Source organism: Allorhizobium sp. NPDC080224, from assembly GCF_050281005.1.
In the GTDB taxonomy this organism is placed as follows: Bacteria; Pseudomonadota; Alphaproteobacteria; order Rhizobiales; family Rhizobiaceae; genus Allorhizobium.
This window is the reverse complement of the sequence record NZ_JBNNWJ010000001.1, coordinates 171,373-188,711: the sequence shown is the minus strand read 5'-3', so window position 1 is coordinate 188,711 and position 17,339 is coordinate 171,373. Positions and strand designations below refer to the sequence as shown.

The following is a 17,339-nucleotide window of genomic DNA, read 5'->3' as shown; positions in this document are numbered from 1 at the left end:
GATAGAACTGGCTGGCCGCCTACGGCTCGAGGCCGGCGCAACGCGCAGTGTTGCGAATATGGGTTTCCATCTCGAGCTTAGCGCGCGCGCCGTCGTTGGAGCGCAGGGCAAGGATGATCCTGCGGTGTTCCGCAATGGATTCCCGCATGCGTTCGGGATCGGTGATCGGGATCGGCTGGCGCTGCGTTTCCGTCACCAGATCGCGGACGGTCTGGTAGAGGGCCTTCAGCATGGCGTTCGAGCAGGCGGAGACGATCAGCCCGTGAAATTCGAGGTCAGCCTCGACATTGGCCAGCAGATCCTGATTGGCCCAGCACTCTTCCATGGTGCGCGTCGCCTGCTCCATCTTGTCGAGCTGCAGCTGTGTGAGGCGGCCGGCCGCCAGGCGGGCGATCTCGCCTTCCAGCAGGATGCGGGTCTGGAAGACATCGAAGACCGAATGGCTGTCGGAATAGCGCCAGGGGGCCATATGACCGGTGGCAGCGGAGGCTGGCGTGGCAGGACTTGCGACGAAGGTGCCCCTGCCCGCCTCCGTCTTCAACAGACCGAGTGTTTCCAGCGTCAGCAGCGCTTCTCGCAGAGAGGCGCGGCTGATGCCGAACTTCTGCGAGAACTCCCGCTGCGAGGGGATCTTTTCGCCGGGCTTCAGCTGCCCGGACTGGATCATGCCCTGGATCTCGCGTGCCACCGATTGTGGCACGAGCGTCTTGTTGAACATGCGGTCCCTTCCCCGGCGGCGTGCTTAGACACCCAATCTATTTTTTTCGGCATCCCCTTGCCAAGCGGAAAGCCGCATGCTTGTTTGGCCTGACTGGTCTGACCAGTTAGACCAATGTAGATTGAGTCATGTTCAAAAAACAAGGGGAACTCTCATGACACGTTCAACCACATTTAAAGCATCCATCTTCGCGGGCCTGCTTGCCGCATTCGGTACGTCCGCCCATGCAGCAGATCTGACCGTCGGCGCCAATATCGGCAACGTACCCTGGGAGTTCGAAGACGCCAGCGGCAAGGTCACGGGCTTCGAGGTCGATCTCGTCAACGAGATCGCCAAGCGCCTCGGCAAGACGGTCGAATTCGTCAACACGCCGTTCAACGGCCTCTTTCCGGCCGTGCAGTCCGGCCGCATCAACATGGCGATCTCGTCGATCACGATCACCGAAAAGCGTCTGGAATCGGTGTCCTTCGCGCAGCCCTATTATGACAGCGACCAGTCGCTCACCGTGACCGCCGCCTCCGGCATCATGGGCCTCAAGGACATGGGCGAGAAGGTCGTCGGCGTCGACACCGGCTCGACCGGTGACATGTGGGCGGAGGCCAACAAGGGCGAATACAAACTCGGCGAAATTCGCCGCTTCGAAGGCCTGCAGCCCGCGATGCTCGACCTGGTTGCCGGTCGCATCGATGGCTATATCTCCGACATCCCGGCACTTCTCTATTACGCGAAGGACAAGCCGGAACTGAAGGTGGTCGAGCGCATTCCGACCGGCGAGAAATACTCGATCATGTTCAACAAGGACGATCCGCTCGCAACGGAAGTCAATGCCGTGATCACCACGCTCAAGCAGGAAGGCTTCATCGCCCAGTTGCACGAGACCTGGTTCGGCGCCAAGGCCGAGGACACGACTTCGACGGTCACCGTACTCGACATGCCCAAGGGCAAGTAACCTGTGATGCATCCGGCGGGACGGATACGTTCCGCCGGTTCACCAAGGGAGCCGATGCGGCATGACACTTCTGAATACCTTCTTCAATCTGCAGGTCCTCGCGGACAGCCTGCCGGCCCTCCTCTGGGGTCTGGTGGTGACCCTGCAGATCGGCGTGACCAGCATTCTGGTCGGCCTTGCCGGCGGACTGTTTCTCGCCGTCGCCCGCCTTTACGCACCGAATTTCTTCAAGCTTTTGATCCGCGTCTACATCGACATCTTCCGCTCGATCCCGCTTCTGGTCCTGCTGATCGTCGTCTATTACGCGCTGCCCTTCGTCGGCATCCGGCTGTCGCCCTTTCTGTCGGCGGTCACGGCGCTCTCGCTGGTGTCTGCCGCCTATACCGCCGAGATTTTCCGGGCTGGTATCGAGGCAATCCCGCACGGCCAGTTCGAGGCGTCGGCTGCACTCGGTCTTTCCAATCGTCACACGATGATCGACGTGATCCTGCCCCAGGCCATCCGGATCGTCATCCCGCCGCTCACCAACAACTGCATCAACGTGATGAAGGATACGGCGCTGGCCTCCGTCGTTGCCATGCCGGATCTCCTGAAGCAGGCGACCCAGGCGCAGGCGCTCTCGGCCAATCCGACGCCACTGATCGGGGCGGCTCTGATCTATATCGCCCTGCTCTGGCCGATGGTTGCCATCGTCTCGCGTCTCGAGAAACATTTCAGCCGGGGGAAACGCTGATGACCGGACCCACAGCCCCGCTCATTTCCATCCGCGGGCTCACCAAGGCCTATGGCACCTTCACCGTTCTGCACGACATCGACCTCGATATCGCCGAAGGCGAAGTCGTCTGCGTCATCGGCCCCTCGGGCTCGGGCAAGTCTACGCTGATCCGCTGCATCAATCATCTGGAGGCCTTTGCGCCAGAAAGCCGGATCACCGTCGACGGCATCCGCGTCGAGCCGGGCCCGGCGCTTGCCAAGGTGCGGGCGGAAGTCGGCATGGTCTTCCAGTCTTTCAACCTCTTCCCGCACATGACCGTGCTCAAGAACGTCATGCTCGCACCGATGCGGGTGCGCGGCACGTCGGAGGCGGAGGCCGCGCGCAAGGCAGGCGAGCTTCTGGCGCGGGTCGGCATCTCGGAGCAGGCAGAGAAATTTCCCGGGCAGTTGTCCGGTGGCCAGCAGCAGCGCGTGGCGATTGCCAGAGCGCTCGCCATGGAGCCAAGAGTGCTGCTCTTCGACGAGCCGACATCGGCGCTCGACCCGGAAATGGTCGGCGAGGTGCTCGACGTGATGCGCAAGCTTGCAGGATCCGGCGTCACCATGATTGTCGTCACGCACGAGATGGGCTTTGCCCGCCAGGTGGCCGATCGGGTGATCTTCATGGATGGCGGCCGCCTCGTGGAAAGCGGTGCGCCCGCCGAAATCTTCGACGCCCCACAGCATGAACGGACGCGCGGCTTCCTGCGCGCAGTCCTCAACCACTGAACAAAAAAGACCGGAGGACACCCCGCCATGGCAACCCCATCCCCCAGAACGCTCGATCTCGACTATGTCCGCAGCCAGTTCCCGGGCCTTGCCCGCGGCTGGACCTTCTTCGACAATGCGGGCGGCTCGCAGATCCTCAAAGGTGCAGTCGAGCGCATCAACACCTTCCTCTATGAGAAGAACGTCCAGATCGGCGGCTCCTACGAGGTCTCGCAGGCGGCAGCCGCAGCCCTCTATGAGGCGCGCACGGCGGCCATGCATCTGGTCAATGCCGCACGCCCTGAAGAAATCGTCTTCGGCAATTCTACGACAGCGCTGTTGCAGAACCTCGCACGGGCCATGCATAGCCAGCTATCGGCAGGCGACGAGATCATCATCACGATTGCGGACCACGAATCCAATATCGGACCCTGGGACCGGCTGCAGGAACGCGGCGTGGTGCTGAAGATCTGGCCCTTGAACAAGGAGACGCTGACGCTTGATCTCGCCGATCTCGCACCGTTGATGACCGAACGCACGAAACTCGTCTGCGTGACCCATTGCTCGAACCTGCTGGGCTCGATCAACCCGATCCGCGAGATCGCCGATTTCGTGCATGCCCGTGGCGCCAAGATCTGCGTCGACGCGGTGGCATACGCACCCCATCGGGCCGTCGACGTGCAGGCCTTCGACGTCGATTACTACGTCTTCAGCCTCTACAAGACCTATGGTCCGCATTACGCGCTGATGTATGGCAAATACGATCTGCTTCTCGAGCTCGACCCGCTCTATCACTACTTTTACGGCAAGGATAAAGTGCCGGGTAAACTCGAGCCGGGCAACCCCAACTACGAGCTCGCCTATTCCACATGCGGTATCGTCGACTACCTGGTGAGCCTTGGCGAACGGGCCGGGGAAACTGGCAGCGTGCGCCAGAAGATCGAGGCCGCCTATGAAGCAATCACGGCGCAGGAAGACGCGCTGACCGAACGCCTGCTGACCTATCTGCGCTCGCGCAACGACTGCATGATCGTTGGCCAGTCTGCCAACCAGGAGAGCCGCCGGGTGCCGACCATCGCCTTCCGTTTCGACGGTCGCGAGGCCGGCGAGATGTGCAGGGCGATGGATGCAGAGAAGATCGCCATGCGCTTCGGCGATTTTCACTCGCGCCGGCTCGCCGAATATCTCGGCCTGACGGATCATGGCGGCATGCTGCGCGTCTCGATGGTGCATTACAACACCCTGGAGGAGGTGGATCGTTTCACGGCAGCGCTCGACCGGATCCTCGCCGGACAGGCCGGGCTCGCCAAGGCGAGCTGAACCGCAACTGAGAAGGACGAGCCCCATGCATTTCGACACGGTGATCCGCAACGGAACGGTGGTGACCGCAAGCGATACCTTCGTCAGCGATGTCGGCATCAAGAACGGGCGGATCGTGTCGCTGGCAGCCGATCTGACGGATGCCGACGAGGTGATCGATGCGACGGGGCTCTTCGTCCTCCCCGGCGGGATCGACAGCCATGTGCATCTCGACCAGCCGTCCGGCGAGGGCATCGTCATGGCCGACGATTTCGACAGCGGCACGCGCTCGGCTGCGATCGGCGGCAACAGTAGCGTGCTTGCCTTCTGCATGCAGGAAAAGGGTCAGTCACTGCGCGAGGCGCTCAAGATCTATCACGGCAAGGCCGAGGGGAAATGTCATATCGACGTCTCCTTCCACCTCGTCGTGACCGATCCGACGGCGGAAGTTCTCGGCCAGGAACTGCCGGCGCTTATCGAGGATGGCTATACCTCGCTCAAGGTCTTCATGACCTATGAGGGCTTGCGCCTGCGTGACGATGAAATTCTGGCCACGCTGGATACGGCAAAACGCACCGGTGCGCTGGTCATGGTCCACTGCGAAAACGAAGACGCGATCCGCTATCTGATCGGCCGGCACGAGGAAGAGGGGAAGTACGCCCCGAAATATCACGCCACCACCCGGCCGGTGGCGGCCGAACGCGAAGCGACCCATCGGGCGCTGTCGCTCGCCGAAATCGTCGATGTGCCCATCGTGATCGTGCATGTCTCCAACCGCGAGGCGATGGAAGAAATTCGCCGCGCCCGCCAGCGCGGACAGAAGATCGCCGGCGAGACCTGCCCGCAGTATCTGATGCTGACGGCGGATGACCTCGATCTAGAGGGTCTGGACGGCGCAAAGTTCGTGTGCTCGCCGCCGCCGCGCGACAAGCCGAGCCAGGATGCCTGCTGGGAGGGCATCGAACAGGGCGTTTTCGACCTCTTCTCATCCGATCACTGCCCCTTCCGCTTTGATGATCCCGAGGGCAAGCTGAACGAGAAGGGCAAGCGGCATTTCCGCTGGATCCCGAACGGCATTCCGGGCGTGGCAACGCGCCTTCCCATTCTGTTTTCCGAAGGGGTGATGAAGGGCCGGATCGATATCAATCGCTTCGTTGCGGTGACGTCGACCAACCACGCCAAGCTCTACGGAATGTATCCGCAGAAGGGCACGATCGCGATCGGCTCAGATGCCGACATCGCGCTTTGGGACCCAAGAAAGCAGCTCAGCCTGACCAATGAGATGCTGCAGCACGGAGCAGACTACACGCCCTATGAAGGGCTTGCGGTGACGGGGTGGCCGGTGCGCCTGCTGGTCCGCGGCAAGACCGTGATGGATCAGGGATCCATCGTTCGTGCGGAAGAGGGGCGTTACCTCAGCCGCAAACGATCGGCCTTGAGCACCGCACCGGCCTAAGTTGGGCTAGAACCGGTTCAGGCTCTCGCGATTTTTGAACGGAAGCGGTCTGCACCCGTCACGATGTGATCCAGAATGGTTTCCACGGCCCAGTGGCGCTCCGTGATGTCATGTGGCACGGCGCGGCTGTGAACATTGGCGAATGTGCCGATACGGCGGTGGAAATGCTTGGCCAGCTTGGGATAGCCGAGGCTCTCTGACATCGCCGATAGGACGAGGAAGGTGTCCAGTTCCGCGGCCAGTTCCGGATGGGCTTTGCCGTGGTCGTAGAGCCAACGATAGAGATCCGGGTGGAAGTTGTTCATCACGCCGGAAAAGCCGTGGCCGCCGGCCTGAAGGAAGGGCCAGGCGATCGCTGCATTGGCATTGTTGATCGCAAGCGGCGTGTTTTCGACCAGGGTAAGCCTGCGGCGGATATGGTCAAGATCGCAGGAGACATCCTTTAGGAAGGCGAAGCGACCGCTTTCTGCGCACCAGCGGACCTCATCATCGGTCAACAACCGGCGATAGGGTGCGGGGCACTCATAAAGTCCGAGCGTCATCTCGGTCGGGATCGCACTGAGCAGGTCCTGCATCCTAGAGCGGAAGACGGTCGCATCCTCGTCGGCAGACGCAAGGCGGTTGGTCACGAGCACGACGGCATCGACACCCGTTTCCGCCATGGCCCGAAGCTCTGCCTTCTGGTCGTCCATGCTCTCGGAAATATGTCCGGACGCGACGACCGGGACGCGACCCTTGACCTGTTTGACGGTGAAGGAGGCGAGCTCGGTTCGCTCCTCGAGCGTCAGAAACAGCATTTCTGAAGACTGGCACACGGCGAACAGGCCATGGCAGCCATTGTCGATGTACCATTCGATCAGCCTGGCATAGCCATCCCAGTCGATCGCGTTGTTGTCGTCGAAGGGCGTGATCATCACTGGGACGATCCCGTGGAAGTTATGCGTCATTGAAGCGGTCCTCGAAACAGGGGCATTTGCGATCAGCCGGCATAACCGAGGGCACGCGGCAGCATCAGTGTGATGTCGGGAATGAGAATCAGCAGCAGCAGGGCAACCATCAGGGCCGCCAGGAAGAGCCAGATCTCTCGGATGATTTCGGCCAGCGGTATGCGCGTCACGGCATTGATGACGAAGAGCAGGATGCCATAGGGCGGGGTGATCAGGCCGATCATGCAGTTGACCACGGCGACCACACCGAAATGCACGAGGTCGATACCGAGCGCCCGGCATGTCGGAATGAACAGGGGAATGATGACCAGGATGATCGTGGAGGCATCCAGGAAACAGCCGAGAACAAGCAGAAGCACGTTGACGGCGAGCAGGAAGACGAGCGGATGTACATCAAAGTCAACCAGGGCATTGGCGACGACGGTCGGAATGTTCTCCGAGGCGACGATGTAGTTGAGGATGAGCGCGCCGCCGATGATAAGGCCGACAGCCGCCGACGACCGGGCGCTGGTGACCAGGATTTCGTAAAAATGCTTGAAGCTCAGCGAGCGGTAGAAGATCGTCGCCAGGATCAGCGCATAGAAGGCCGCGACGGCTGCTGCCTCGGTCGGCGTCGTGACGCCGCCATAGATGCCGTAGAGCAGGATCGCCGGCATCAACAAGGCAGGGCCGGCATTGATGGTCAGGGCCGGGAATTCCCGCAGCGGTACTGGCTCATGCTTGGCAAAGCCGCGTCTGTGGGAGATCCACGCGTTCATCGCCATCAGCATGGCCCCCATCATAAGGCCGGGGACGATGCCGCCAAGGAAGAGGAAGCCGATGGAGGTGTTGGACACGAGGGCATAGAGCACCATCGGGATAGACGGTGGAATGATCGGGCCAATAGTGGCGGATGCAGCCGTGATCGCAGCGGCATAGCCGCGCGTGTAGTGGCCGGACTTCACCATCATGTCGATGATCATCTTGCCGATGCCGGCCGCATCGGCAATCGCCGAGCCTGACATGCCGGAAAAGACCAGGGAAGACAGGATGTTGACATGGCCAAGGCCACCGCGGAAACGGCCGACCAGGGCAACGCAGAATTGCAGCAGCCGATCGGAGACCGATCCGGCATTCATGATGTTGGCCGCGATGATGAACAGCGGCACGGCGAGCAGAATGAAGCTTTGGTAAAGGCCATCGAGCAGGATCTTCCCGCTGATGCCGATGCTCTGACCGCTGGCGGCGAGATAGGCGAAGGAGGCGACCAGGATCGCATAGGCGATCGGCGTGCCCATCACGGCAAGCCCGAGCAGAATGACGATGCAGAGGAGAAAGGCGATGCTCATGCCTGGCCTCCCGTCCGTCCGCTGTCACCCGTGCCTCCAAGGCTTTCGCGCAGTGCCTGCCAGACCTGCCAGAGATAGCGGCCGGCGACGGCGACGAGGAAGACGATATAGATCATGTAGACATCCCGCATCCGGATCCAGTCGCCGAAGAGATCGCCGAGGGTAGCTGTCTTCTTCAGGCGAAGGATGGCGAGGCGATCCCAGGTGGGCGCGATGGACAGAAGCAGCGCGATGGCGACGGCAAGGCCGGTAACGACGGCGAAGATCCGGCGGATGCGCGGTGACACCGAGACATAGAGAACGTCGAAGGTGACGTGATCCTCAACCCTGACGACAAAGCTGTTGCCCCAGAAGATCAGCCAGACCCAGAGCGCGAGGCAGAATTCCAGCGTCCAGCCGAAATTGGTCGGCTGGAGAAAGGGCATGTTCTCGGCGACCCAGGGCAGGCGTGCCGTGTAGCGAACGAGGACCTGCAGGATGAAGGTCGCAAACATGGCGGCCATCAGCGCGGCAGCCACGGCCTCCGCCGAGGTCCGAAACAGTCTGGTTAGAGAAGACACACCATCACCTTCGACAGGACATCATGTTCGACGATGGGCCGGAGATCGCTCCCCGGCCCGGTTCAGGTCAGATCGCGCTCAGTCAGCGATGGCGTTGATCTTGTCGAGAACACCTTCCGGCCAGGCCTTGGCGAAGTCCGAGCCGACATACTGTGCCTGGACATGGGTGCGGAAGGCGTCGAGATCGGGCTCATAGACCTCAAGGCCCTGATCCTTGAGGAAGGCGACCAATTCGTCTTCCTTCTTCAACTGGCCTTCACGGCCGGCCTGGGCTGCATCTTCTGCTGCCTTCTGGACCGTGGCCTGCTGTTCCGGCGTCAGTTTGTCCCAGACGGCCTTGGAGAAGGCGACGTAGTTCAGGTCAACGAGGTGGGCGGTCAGGCTCACCTGCTTGGTAACTTCGTAGAACTTTGCATCGACAACCGTCGGCAGCGGATTGTCCTGACCATCGACCGAGCCGGTCTGCAGGCCGGTGTAGATTTCGGTGAAGGCCACCGGCGTCGGGTTTGCGCCGAGCGCGCGGCCGAGGAACTGCCAGGCGTCGCTGCCGGGCATGCGCAGGTTGACGCCAGCGAGATCTGCCGGGGTCATAATGTTCTTTTCAGAGCGCGGGAAGCGCAGGTTCACGTGACGCTTGCCCAGATACATGACGGCGAGGAGCTTCACGCCGAGTTCGCTTTCGACCTTCTCCTTGAACGGATCCATCAGCGGGTCGCTGAAGACATTGACCTGATGCTGGGCGCTGCGGTGAACATAGCCGGTGGCAAAGATCGAGAATTCCGGCAGGAAGTTTGCAAGTTCCTGCGCCGACGTGATCGACATTTCGAGGTCGCCGGCCGCGATGGCCTCAAGCTCCGAGCCCTGCGGCACGAGGGAGGCGTTGTAGTGCGGCTGGTAGGTGGCAAATTCGCCGATCGCCGGGCCGAAGACGGTTGCGAGCGCCACGGATCGCTGATCGGTCTCGGAGGCCGGAGTGGACATGCGGATCACCGGCTTGTCCTGGGCGATTGCGAGCGGACCGCTCGCGGCGAGTGCCGTAAAGGTGATGGCGGATGCCATCAGGAAGCGGCGGGTCAGTGTGAGTTTCATTGCGTAGTCTCCTCCCGTTTGACTATGGAACTTCTGGTTGTCTTTCCGCCCCAACTCGCTTCCGGTCCTCCAAACCTGTGAAAACGCGCTGATGGCAGAGATCCTGCCTTACTGATATCGAACTAACATGTTAGTGTGCTGTTATCAATCCCGAACAACGACAGTGTGATCCCATGAGAGACCAACCGAGCGCCCGGCAGGCAGTTATGTCGACGACAGGTGAAAGCTCCCTCAGGCAGCTCGCCTATAGTCGAATTGAAGAACTTCTGAACTGGGGTCGGCTGAAGCCGGGCCAGGTCATCTCCCAGCGCGCGCTGGTCGAGACGACGGGTCTGACCTTGAGCGCCATCCGCGAAGCCATCCCGCGGCTCGAGGCCGAAGGCCTTTTGCAGACGCTGCCGCAACGCGGGCTGATGGTGCCGAGCCTCGACGTGACCTTCGTGCGGGAAGCGTATCAGATGCGCCGCATCATCGAACTCAGCGCCATCCCGGACATGATCCAGCGCCTCGACCGTGCCGTGATCGCGAACTGGCTCGACTGGCACATCCAAGCCAGCGCGCGGCTCGGCGGCGACGACATCACCGACCTTCCGGCCTTCCTGCGCGAGTTGCAGGTCTATGACTGGCAGATGCATGCCGACATGGTCGATGTCATGGAGAACAGCCTGATCTCCAATGTCTACCGTGTCACGGCGATCAAGATCCGGATGACCGCGCAAACCAGAGTGCGCGTGACCCGGGACAATGCCAAACGGGTTATCTCCGAGCATCTGGCCTTCCTCAACCCGCTGATGGAGGGGTCTGCCGAGCAGGCTGCCGCGGCTCTGTCGCGTCACATCGACCAGTCGCTGACGATCGCGCTCGGTGGCACGGTGGCGAACTGAACGGCCGCGGCCGGCTGCGTGGATAATCCGGGCGCTCATTTCGGCATTCCCTTTGGACGCAGATGGCGCTTGAGGGCAGCGATGCGGAAGATCGCATTCGGCGCTCCGTAGCCACGATAGCCCCGACGCTCGACGATTTCGAAGAAGAAACCCTCGCCATAGGTCGGCGAGTAAAGCTGGAAATACTCCCCCGCTTCATCCTGATCATAGAGGATATTCGCCGATTTCATCCGCTCGACGAGATCGGGATCGAGACCAAAGCGGGCTTCGATGTCGTCGTAATAATTGGGCGAGATCACCAGGGATCGGAAACCTTTCGCGGCAAGCGCCTCGGCGGTGGCGAAGATGTCGTCCGTCTCGAAGGCGATGTGCTGGATGCCAGAGCCGAAGGTTTCGGCGATGAAGCGGCCGGCCAGCGTGTTGCGGTTTTCAGCGCCGTTCAGGGTGATTCGCAGGCGCCCGTCCGGGGTCTCGACCACCTGACTTCTGACGAGGCCCGCCGGATCGATGATGTCGACCATCGGCGTCTTCCGGGCATCGAGCTGCGATGTGTAGAAGAGCAGCCAGGTGAGCATTTCCTCATAGCGCGTTGTCTGGGCGATGTGGTCGACCCGGGTCAGGCCGATGTGGACGCTGCTCTCCGGCGTTTCATCGAGAGGCATGAACTCGACGTCGAATATCCGCGCGAGTTCACTCTTTTGGTCGAGGAAGTAGACGAGCCCTCCGCCGACGCCGCGGATCGCCGGGACCTGCAGTTCGCCTGGACCGACGGACTGGCGGAAATCCTCGGCACCGAGCTGAAGCGCGCGCCTGTGGGCCTCTGCCGCGTCATCGACCATGAGTCCGAAGGCATAGGCATTGGCCCCATGGACGAGATAGGATGCGTTGGCGAAACCCTTCTCTTCCCTGTTGATGACGAGATTGATGTCGCCCTGGCGATAGAGGGTCACGGCCTTCGAGCGATGCCGGGCAGTGGGCACGAAGCCGAGAAGCGTGAAGAGGGCTTCGAGTTCGCGCTCCTCGTCTTCGCCGGCGGCGAATTCGATGAAGGCGATGTCGGATACTTTGGCGCGATCGGGCATGGCCGGCACCGGTATGCTGATCTTCGGTTCGGCCCGGGCCACCTGATCCATTAGGTTGACCAGCGAGCGACGTCCGTCGCGCGATATCGCGTCGGGTGAGCCCCCGCGAAACTGGTCATTGAAAATTTCCAGCGACAGATAGCCGTTGTACCCGGTGGCCGCGACGGCCTGCATGAAGGCGGTGACGGCCAAGTCGCCTTCGCCCGGCATGTTGCGGAAATGGCGCGACCAATAGAGGAGATCCATTTCGATCAGCGGCGCATCCGCGAGCTGGACAATGAAGATGCGATCGCCGGGGATCGACCGGATCGAATTCAGCTCGATCTTGCGAGACAAGGTATGGAAGCTGTCGAGGATCAGGCCGATGCTGGGGTGATCGGCGCGGCGGACGATCTCCCAGGCGTCGCGATGGTCGTTGATATGCCGGCCCCAGGCGAGGGCCTCGTAACCCACCCGCAAGCCGCGACGGGCCGCGCGCTCGCCGAGCGCATGGAAATCCTCGGCGGCGCGATCGATCCCGCCCAGCGCGACCGGTGAGGCGTTCGAGCAGATCAGCATCAGATCCGTGCCGAGCTCGGCCATCAGATCGAATTTGCGCTCGGCGCGATCGAAATTGCGAGAGCGGAACGGTTCGGGCATGCCTTCGAAATCACGAAACGGCTGGAAAAGCGACACAGCAAGTCCGTGATCACGAACCATCTGCCCGACCTCGGCCGGCGAACGGTCGAAGGCTAGGAAGTCGTTCTCGAAGATCTCGACGGCATCGAAGCCGGCGCGCGCGATGGCGGCGAGCTTTTCCTCGAACTCACCGCTGATGGAGACGGTCGCAATCGAGGTCTTCATGCGGGCCTCCTCTTATGGACGAGAGCGGTCAGCAGAGCGGATCGTATGCAATGAATTGGCGTACGGGAGAGCGACGCGTGACGCACAGCCTGGGAGTTCAGGATGTCGATGATGCCGGACATGTCTTCCTCCTCCCTGCCCTTCCAGGCCAACCGTTTCAATCCAGCCAGGCTGTCAGCGCCTGACTTCCCACCACTCCAAATGCACTCTCCGCCTCAAGCCGTCTGAGGCTGGCGTGTGACACCACCCTCAGTCAGCGCTTCAAAATGGCGGAGCATGCGACCGACATCGGGCTCAAGGCCCGTGAACAACGAGAATGCGCCGACCGCCTGGAAGACGGCCATGCCGCCGCCGTTCGCCACGCGACATCCGCGCTGACGGGCGGCCTGCAGCAGCGCCGTCTCCAAGGGGAAATAAACCACCTCGGCGACCCAGAGGCCCGGGTGCAACAGTTCTGTGGGCACGGGCATGCCGGGATGCTTGTCCATTCCAATCGGCGTGGCATGGACGAGCCCGGTTGCGCGGCCGATGGCAGTCTGCAGATCGGAAGCCACGCTGACCGACGCTTCCGGGAAATGTCTCGCCATGAGGGACGCGAGTTCCGATGCCTTCTCTAGATCAATATCGAAGATCGCCAGTGACCGCGCGCCCATTTCGAGCACGGCATAGGCCGTCGCCGCGCCGGCACCGCCGGCACCGATCTGAACCACGGACGACAAGTCCGCGTCAGGCAGTTGGCGGGAAAGCCCTTGCGCGAATCCCCACCAGTCGGTGTTGTGGCCGATGCGCTTTCCGTCGCGCAAGATCACCGTGTTGACGGCGCCGAGCTTGCGCGCGTCCTCGGAGATGTCGGTCAGCAAGGGCAGGATTCTCTGCTTGCAGGGATAGGTGATGTTGAGGCCGCAGAAGCCGCGTTGCTCAGCCTCGGCGACAAGCGCGTCGAGGTCTTCGGGGCCGAGCTTGCGCTCATTGAGGTCGATGAGGTCGTAGCGATAGTCGACGCCCTGGGCCTCGCCTTCGCGCATGTGCATGGCAGGGGTCAGCGAGCGCTGAATGCCGAACCCGATCAGTCCGGCGCGCAAGATATCGCGCTTTTGCTTCATAACCGCCTCCCAATGTCGAAGCCCGGACCTCGTCCACGCTTCCGGCCTCCCAACCTGACAACGACGATAATGTACTAACTAGTTAGTGTCAACGCTGGCTGGCTTGAAGCGTGGTCCCGAGACCACTATGAACTGAAGGCGCGCTGCGTTGGCAATGGCCGCAATCGCGATCGGGGATGGAGACTATGGCGAAAACGGCGAGGGAAACGCGCAGGAACGACCCTGAGCGGACACGTGAAGACATCCTGGATGTCGCAACGGAAGAGTTCGCCGAGTTCGGGCTGTCGGGCGCACGGGTGGATCAGATTGCCGAGAAGACGCGCACGTCCAAGCGGATGATCTATTACTACTACGGCAGCAAGGAGGGGCTGTATCTGGCGGTGCTGGAAAAGGCCTATCGCAAGATCCGATCGCTCGAAGCGGACCTGCAGCTGTCGGAACTGGCGCCAGACGAAGCTCTGCGCCGGCTGATCAGCACGACCTTCGACCACGACGAGCACAATCCCGACTTCGTGCGGCTCGTCAGCATCGAGAATATCCATCATGCTATGCATATGAAGCGATCGAGTGAAATCGCCGATCTGAACATCTCCGTCATTCGCACGCTGCAGGACATCATCGACCGCGGCCTGAAGAGCGGCCTGTTCCGGCGTCCAGTCGACGCGATCGATCTGCACATGCTGATCAGCGCCTTCTGCTTCTTTCGCGTCTCAAACCGTTACACCTTCGGCACGATCTTCAAGCGCGACCTCTCCGAACCGGACCTCTACGACCGTCACAAGTCGATGATCGCTGACGCCGTGCTTGGATATCTGCGTAGCACCGATCTTTGAGCGCGTGGAAAATCGAGGAACTCTCCGAGGCCGGGCGAAACGCTCCGGCAACGAATGCTGGCCGCTATTGATGTGTGTCAACCGCCAGTCGGCGCTTTGCCGATAGCCTTCCCCTTGGGTTCGCTTGAAGCAACCCGTCCCTGGAGGAGGTAGGCATGCATCATGTAACAACTCATGTCGTCTGGTTTGATGACCTCAAACGCTCGGATGTCGCCAAGGTCGGCGGCAAGAATTCCTCGCTCGGAGAAATGATCCAGGAGCTCAGCCTCCAGGGCGTCGATGTTCCGCCGGGTTTTGCGACCACCTCCGATGCCTACTGGCATTTCATCGACGAAAACCAGATCCGTGAATCGATCGGCAAATCGATCGCCGACTGGACTGCCGGCAAGGCAAGCCTTTCCGAGACGGGGGCAGCCATCCGCCAGCTGTTCCTCAGGGCAGACTGGCCGGCTGCCACGGCCGCTGCCATCGTCGAGGCCTATCGCGGCCTGGCAGACAGAGCCGGTCAACCTGACGTCAGTGTCGCCGTCCGCTCCAGCGCAACGGCCGAAGACCTTCCGGATGCGAGCTTTGCCGGACAGCAGGAGACATTTCTCAACATCGTCGGGCAGACGGAACTCTTGCAGGCCTGCAAGCGCTGCTTTGCCTCGCTGTTTACCGACCGGGCGATCTCCTATCGTCAGACGAAAGGCTTCGACCATATGAAGGTCGCGCTGTCTGTCGGGATCCAGCAAATGGTGCGTTCCGACATTGGCGGATCGGGCGTGATGTTCTCGATCGATACGGAAACAGGGTTCGACAAGGTCGTCCTGATCGATGCCGCCTGGGGGCTCGGCGAAAATGTCGTCCAGGGTGCCGTCGACCCGGACGAATATCAGGTCTTCAAACCGCTCCTGGACGATCCGGCGCTCAGCCCGATCATTTCAAAGAAGTGCGGCGGCAAGACCATCAAGATGATCTATGGCTCTGCCGAGCAGCCGACGCGCAACGTGCCGACATCGAAAGCGGAGCGCGCCGCCTATGTGCTATCAGACGCCGAGATCCTGACACTGGCACGCTGGGCGACGACCATCGAACGCCATTACGGCTGCGCGATGGATATGGAATGGGCCCGGGACGGGCATACCGGGCGCCTCTATATCGTCCAGGCACGGCCGGAAACGGTCCAGTCGAACCGCGAAACCGCAGTGTTCAGCTCGTATCAGATCAAGAGCAAGGGCAAGACACTGCTCACGGGCCTGTCAATCGGCGACGCCGTCGTCTCCGGCCAGGTCTGCCTGATCGAGAATGCCCGCGACATCGGGCAATTCGTCGACGGATCGATCCTGGTCACGTCCACGACCGACCCCGACTGGGTTCCGATCATGAAGCGAGCGGCTGCCATCGTGACCGACCATGGCGGCCGCACCTCGCATGCCGCCATTGTCAGCCGGGAACTGGGGCTACCGGCAATTGTCGGGACGGGGACAGCCACCCAAGTCCTGCATTCCGGCCAGGAGATCACCGTGTCCTGTGCCGAGGGCGACGAGGCGTCGATCTATGAGGGCCGCGCCGACTACGAGGTCCAGACACTCGACATGGAGGATATTCCGGCGACGAAGACGAAGGTGATGCTTAACCTAGCCAATCCAGGGGCCGCTTTCCGCTGGTGGCGACTGCCGGCGGACGGCGTTGGCCTGGCGCGCATGGAATTCGTCATCAGCAACGCTATTCGTATCCATCCCATGGCGCTGGTGAATCTCGACAGCCTGACGGATCAGAGTGCCAAGGCCGAAATCGCCGAACTGACGGCCGGCTATGCCGACAAGTCCGCCTACTTCGTCGACAAGCTCGCCGAAGGACTGGCGAGGATCGCAGCTGCCTTCTACCCGAAGCCTGTCATCGTCCGGATGAGCGATTTCAAGACCAATGAATATGCGGGGCTTCTTGGCGGTGCCGCGTTCGAGCCGACCGAGGAAAACCCGATGATCGGTTTTCGCGGCGCCTCGCGCTATTATTCGCCGCGATACCGGGACGGATTTGCCCTGGAATGCAGAGCCATTCGAAAGCTGCGCAACGAACTTGGCTTCAAGAATGTCGTGGTGATGATCCCCTTCTGCCGGTCCGTTGCGGAGGCCGAAAAGGTGCTGGACGTGATGGCCGAAAACGGACTGAGGCGCGGGGAAAGCGACCTGCAGGTCTTCGTCATGTGCGAGATCCCCTCGAACGTCATCCTTGCCAAGCAGTTCGCCCAGCATTTCGATGGATTCTCCATCGGATCGAACGACCTGACCCAGCTGACACTCGGGGTCGACCGCGATTCCGGCGAACTGGCCGATCTGTTCGACGAGCAGGACGAAGCGGTCAGATGGATGATCCGCAGCGTGATCGGCGAAGCCAAGGCTGCCGGGGCCAAGATCGGCCTTTGCGGCCAGGCACCGAGCGACCATCCGGAATTTGCCAAGTTCCTCGTCGAGTGCGGGATCGACAGCATCTCGGTCACGCCGGACAGCTTCATCGCGGTCAAGCAGAATGTTTCGGAAGCCGAGAATGCAAAGGGAGTTGCCGGCGGCGCGGAGCCATATGGTTGAATGACCTCAAGTTACCATCAGAAGCAGCGAGACCGAACATTTTTGTTGTCCGGGTCATGGTGGCGCGCAGCGAGGCTGTTCTCGCCTGGGCGCCTCGCCCGGCAGAGCGCAGGTGTTCGCATTCACGCCGGCGCTACCGATGATGCCTTTGGAAGCGGGTGTTTGTCGCTCGATTGGTCGCCGACCTTCACGCCCCGTCCTCATCTCTCTGAGAACG

At 61.5% G+C, this 17,339-nt stretch carries 15 protein-coding genes; 8 read left to right on the top strand and 7 right to left on the bottom strand.

Annotation, left to right across the window (positions count from 1 at the left end):
- Nucleotides 1-19: 19 nt before the first annotated feature.
- Nucleotides 20-718: a FadR/GntR family transcriptional regulator gene (locus tag ACQKP1_RS00895; RefSeq protein WP_006725136.1), complete on the bottom strand. Its 699-nt coding sequence runs from the start codon at nt 716-718 to the stop codon at nt 20-22.
- 154 nt (nt 719-872) lie between these two features.
- Here ACQKP1_RS00895 and ACQKP1_RS00890 point away from each other — a divergent pair, with 154 nt between their 5' ends.
- From ACQKP1_RS00890 to hydA, 5 genes are all read left to right on the top strand, one after another.
- On the top strand, nt 873-1,667 hold the full coding sequence (locus ACQKP1_RS00890) for an ABC transporter substrate-binding protein (RefSeq protein ID WP_427273844.1): 795 nt from the start codon (nt 873-875) through the stop codon (nt 1,665-1,667).
- Nucleotides 1,668-1,728: 61 nt separating this feature from the next.
- Nucleotides 1,729-2,400 carry an amino acid ABC transporter permease gene (locus tag ACQKP1_RS00885; protein ID WP_203019118.1) on the top strand — a complete coding sequence of 224 codons (672 nt, stop codon included), beginning with the start codon at nt 1,729-1,731 and terminating at the stop codon, nt 2,398-2,400.
- The gene (locus ACQKP1_RS00880; protein WP_427273843.1) at nt 2,400-3,149 is read left to right on the top strand and encodes an amino acid ABC transporter ATP-binding protein; all 750 of its coding nucleotides are present in this window, start codon (nt 2,400-2,402) and stop codon (nt 3,147-3,149) included. Before ACQKP1_RS00885 ends, ACQKP1_RS00880 begins: the two co-directional genes overlap by 1 nt.
- A 27-nt stretch (nt 3,150-3,176) precedes the next feature.
- Entirely contained in the window at nt 3,177-4,448 is a 1,272-nt protein-coding gene (locus ACQKP1_RS00875; RefSeq protein WP_427273842.1) for a cysteine desulfurase-like protein, read from the top strand.
- Nucleotides 4,449-4,473: 25 nt separating this feature from the next.
- Nucleotides 4,474-5,883 carry a dihydropyrimidinase gene (gene hydA, locus ACQKP1_RS00870; protein WP_427273841.1) on the top strand — a complete coding sequence of 470 codons (1,410 nt, stop codon included), beginning with the start codon at nt 4,474-4,476 and terminating at the stop codon, nt 5,881-5,883.
- 17 nt (nt 5,884-5,900) lie between these two features.
- Here the strand turns inward: hydA and ACQKP1_RS00865 are convergent, their stop codons facing one another.
- From ACQKP1_RS00865 to dctP, 4 genes are all read right to left on the bottom strand, one after another.
- Complete coding sequence (locus ACQKP1_RS00865) at nt 5,901-6,830, bottom strand: dihydrodipicolinate synthase family protein (RefSeq protein ID WP_427273840.1); 930 nt, start codon at nt 6,828-6,830, stop codon at nt 5,901-5,903.
- A gap of 32 nt (nt 6,831-6,862) precedes the next feature.
- On the bottom strand, nt 6,863-8,158 hold the full coding sequence (locus tag ACQKP1_RS00860; protein WP_427273839.1) for a TRAP transporter large permease: 1,296 nt from the start codon (nt 8,156-8,158) through the stop codon (nt 6,863-6,865).
- Nucleotides 8,155-8,718, bottom strand: a complete 564-nt coding sequence (locus tag ACQKP1_RS00855; RefSeq protein WP_427273838.1) for a TRAP transporter small permease — start codon at nt 8,716-8,718, stop codon at nt 8,155-8,157. The genes ACQKP1_RS00860 and ACQKP1_RS00855 overlap by 4 nt, the downstream gene beginning before the upstream one ends.
- A 78-nt stretch (nt 8,719-8,796) precedes the next feature.
- On the bottom strand, nt 8,797-9,807 hold the full coding sequence (dctP, locus tag ACQKP1_RS00850; RefSeq protein ID WP_427273837.1) for a TRAP transporter substrate-binding protein DctP: 1,011 nt from the start codon (nt 9,805-9,807) through the stop codon (nt 8,797-8,799).
- A gap of 206 nt (nt 9,808-10,013) precedes the next feature.
- Between dctP and ACQKP1_RS00845 the strand changes: the two genes are divergently transcribed.
- Nucleotides 10,014-10,691 (top strand): GntR family transcriptional regulator, encoded by a 678-nt coding sequence (locus ACQKP1_RS00845; RefSeq protein WP_427273836.1) that lies wholly within the window; start codon nt 10,014-10,016, stop codon nt 10,689-10,691.
- A 35-nt stretch (nt 10,692-10,726) separates the two neighbouring features.
- Here the strand turns inward: ACQKP1_RS00845 and ACQKP1_RS00840 are convergent, their stop codons facing one another.
- Nucleotides 10,727-12,616, bottom strand: coding sequence for a bifunctional sugar phosphate isomerase/epimerase/4-hydroxyphenylpyruvate dioxygenase family protein (locus ACQKP1_RS00840; protein WP_427273835.1), 1,890 nt, complete (start codon nt 12,614-12,616; stop codon nt 10,727-10,729).
- 215 nt (nt 12,617-12,831) lie between these two features.
- Nucleotides 12,832-13,719 carry a shikimate dehydrogenase gene (locus tag ACQKP1_RS00835; protein WP_427273834.1) on the bottom strand — a complete coding sequence of 296 codons (888 nt, stop codon included), beginning with the start codon at nt 13,717-13,719 and terminating at the stop codon, nt 12,832-12,834.
- Nucleotides 13,720-13,904: 185 nt separating this feature from the next.
- Here ACQKP1_RS00835 and ACQKP1_RS00830 point away from each other — a divergent pair, with 185 nt between their 5' ends.
- Nucleotides 13,905-14,552, top strand: coding sequence for a TetR family transcriptional regulator (locus ACQKP1_RS00830; protein ID WP_203019105.1), 648 nt, complete (start codon nt 13,905-13,907; stop codon nt 14,550-14,552).
- A 155-nt stretch (nt 14,553-14,707) separates the two neighbouring features.
- A complete protein-coding gene (gene ppsA, locus ACQKP1_RS00825) occupies nt 14,708-17,122 on the top strand; it encodes a phosphoenolpyruvate synthase (RefSeq protein WP_427273833.1) in 2,415 nt (804 codons plus the stop codon).
- Nucleotides 17,123-17,339: the final 217 nt, after the last annotated feature.

What these genes read in the sequence shown, in the direction of transcription:
- ACQKP1_RS00835 (WP_427273834.1), bottom strand. Translation starts at nt 13,719, where the DNA reads ATGAAGCAAAAGCGCGATATCTTGCGCGCCGGACTGATCGGGTTCGGC.
- ACQKP1_RS00890 (WP_427273844.1), top strand. Translation starts at nt 873, where the DNA reads ATGACACGTTCAACCACATTTAAAGCATCCATCTTCGCGGGCCTGCTT.
- dctP (WP_427273837.1), bottom strand. Translation starts at nt 9,807, where the DNA reads ATGAAACTCACACTGACCCGCCGCTTCCTGATGGCATCCGCCATCACC.
- ACQKP1_RS00860 (WP_427273839.1), bottom strand. Translation starts at nt 8,158, where the DNA reads ATGAGCATCGCCTTTCTCCTCTGCATCGTCATTCTGCTCGGGCTTGCC.
- ACQKP1_RS00840 (WP_427273835.1), bottom strand. Translation starts at nt 12,616, where the DNA reads ATGAAGACCTCGATTGCGACCGTCTCCATCAGCGGTGAGTTCGAGGAA.
- ACQKP1_RS00875 (WP_427273842.1), top strand. Translation starts at nt 3,177, where the DNA reads ATGGCAACCCCATCCCCCAGAACGCTCGATCTCGACTATGTCCGCAGC.
- ACQKP1_RS00865 (WP_427273840.1), bottom strand. Translation starts at nt 6,830, where the DNA reads ATGACGCATAACTTCCACGGGATCGTCCCAGTGATGATCACGCCCTTC.
- ACQKP1_RS00830 (WP_203019105.1), top strand. Translation starts at nt 13,905, where the DNA reads ATGGCGAAAACGGCGAGGGAAACGCGCAGGAACGACCCTGAGCGGACA.
- hydA (WP_427273841.1), top strand. Translation starts at nt 4,474, where the DNA reads ATGCATTTCGACACGGTGATCCGCAACGGAACGGTGGTGACCGCAAGC.
- ACQKP1_RS00895 (WP_006725136.1), bottom strand. Translation starts at nt 718, where the DNA reads ATGTTCAACAAGACGCTCGTGCCACAATCGGTGGCACGCGAGATCCAG.
- ACQKP1_RS00845 (WP_427273836.1), top strand. Translation starts at nt 10,014, where the DNA reads ATGTCGACGACAGGTGAAAGCTCCCTCAGGCAGCTCGCCTATAGTCGA.
- ppsA (WP_427273833.1), top strand. Translation starts at nt 14,708, where the DNA reads ATGCATCATGTAACAACTCATGTCGTCTGGTTTGATGACCTCAAACGC.
- ACQKP1_RS00885 (WP_203019118.1), top strand. Translation starts at nt 1,729, where the DNA reads ATGACACTTCTGAATACCTTCTTCAATCTGCAGGTCCTCGCGGACAGC.
- ACQKP1_RS00880 (WP_427273843.1), top strand. Translation starts at nt 2,400, where the DNA reads ATGACCGGACCCACAGCCCCGCTCATTTCCATCCGCGGGCTCACCAAG.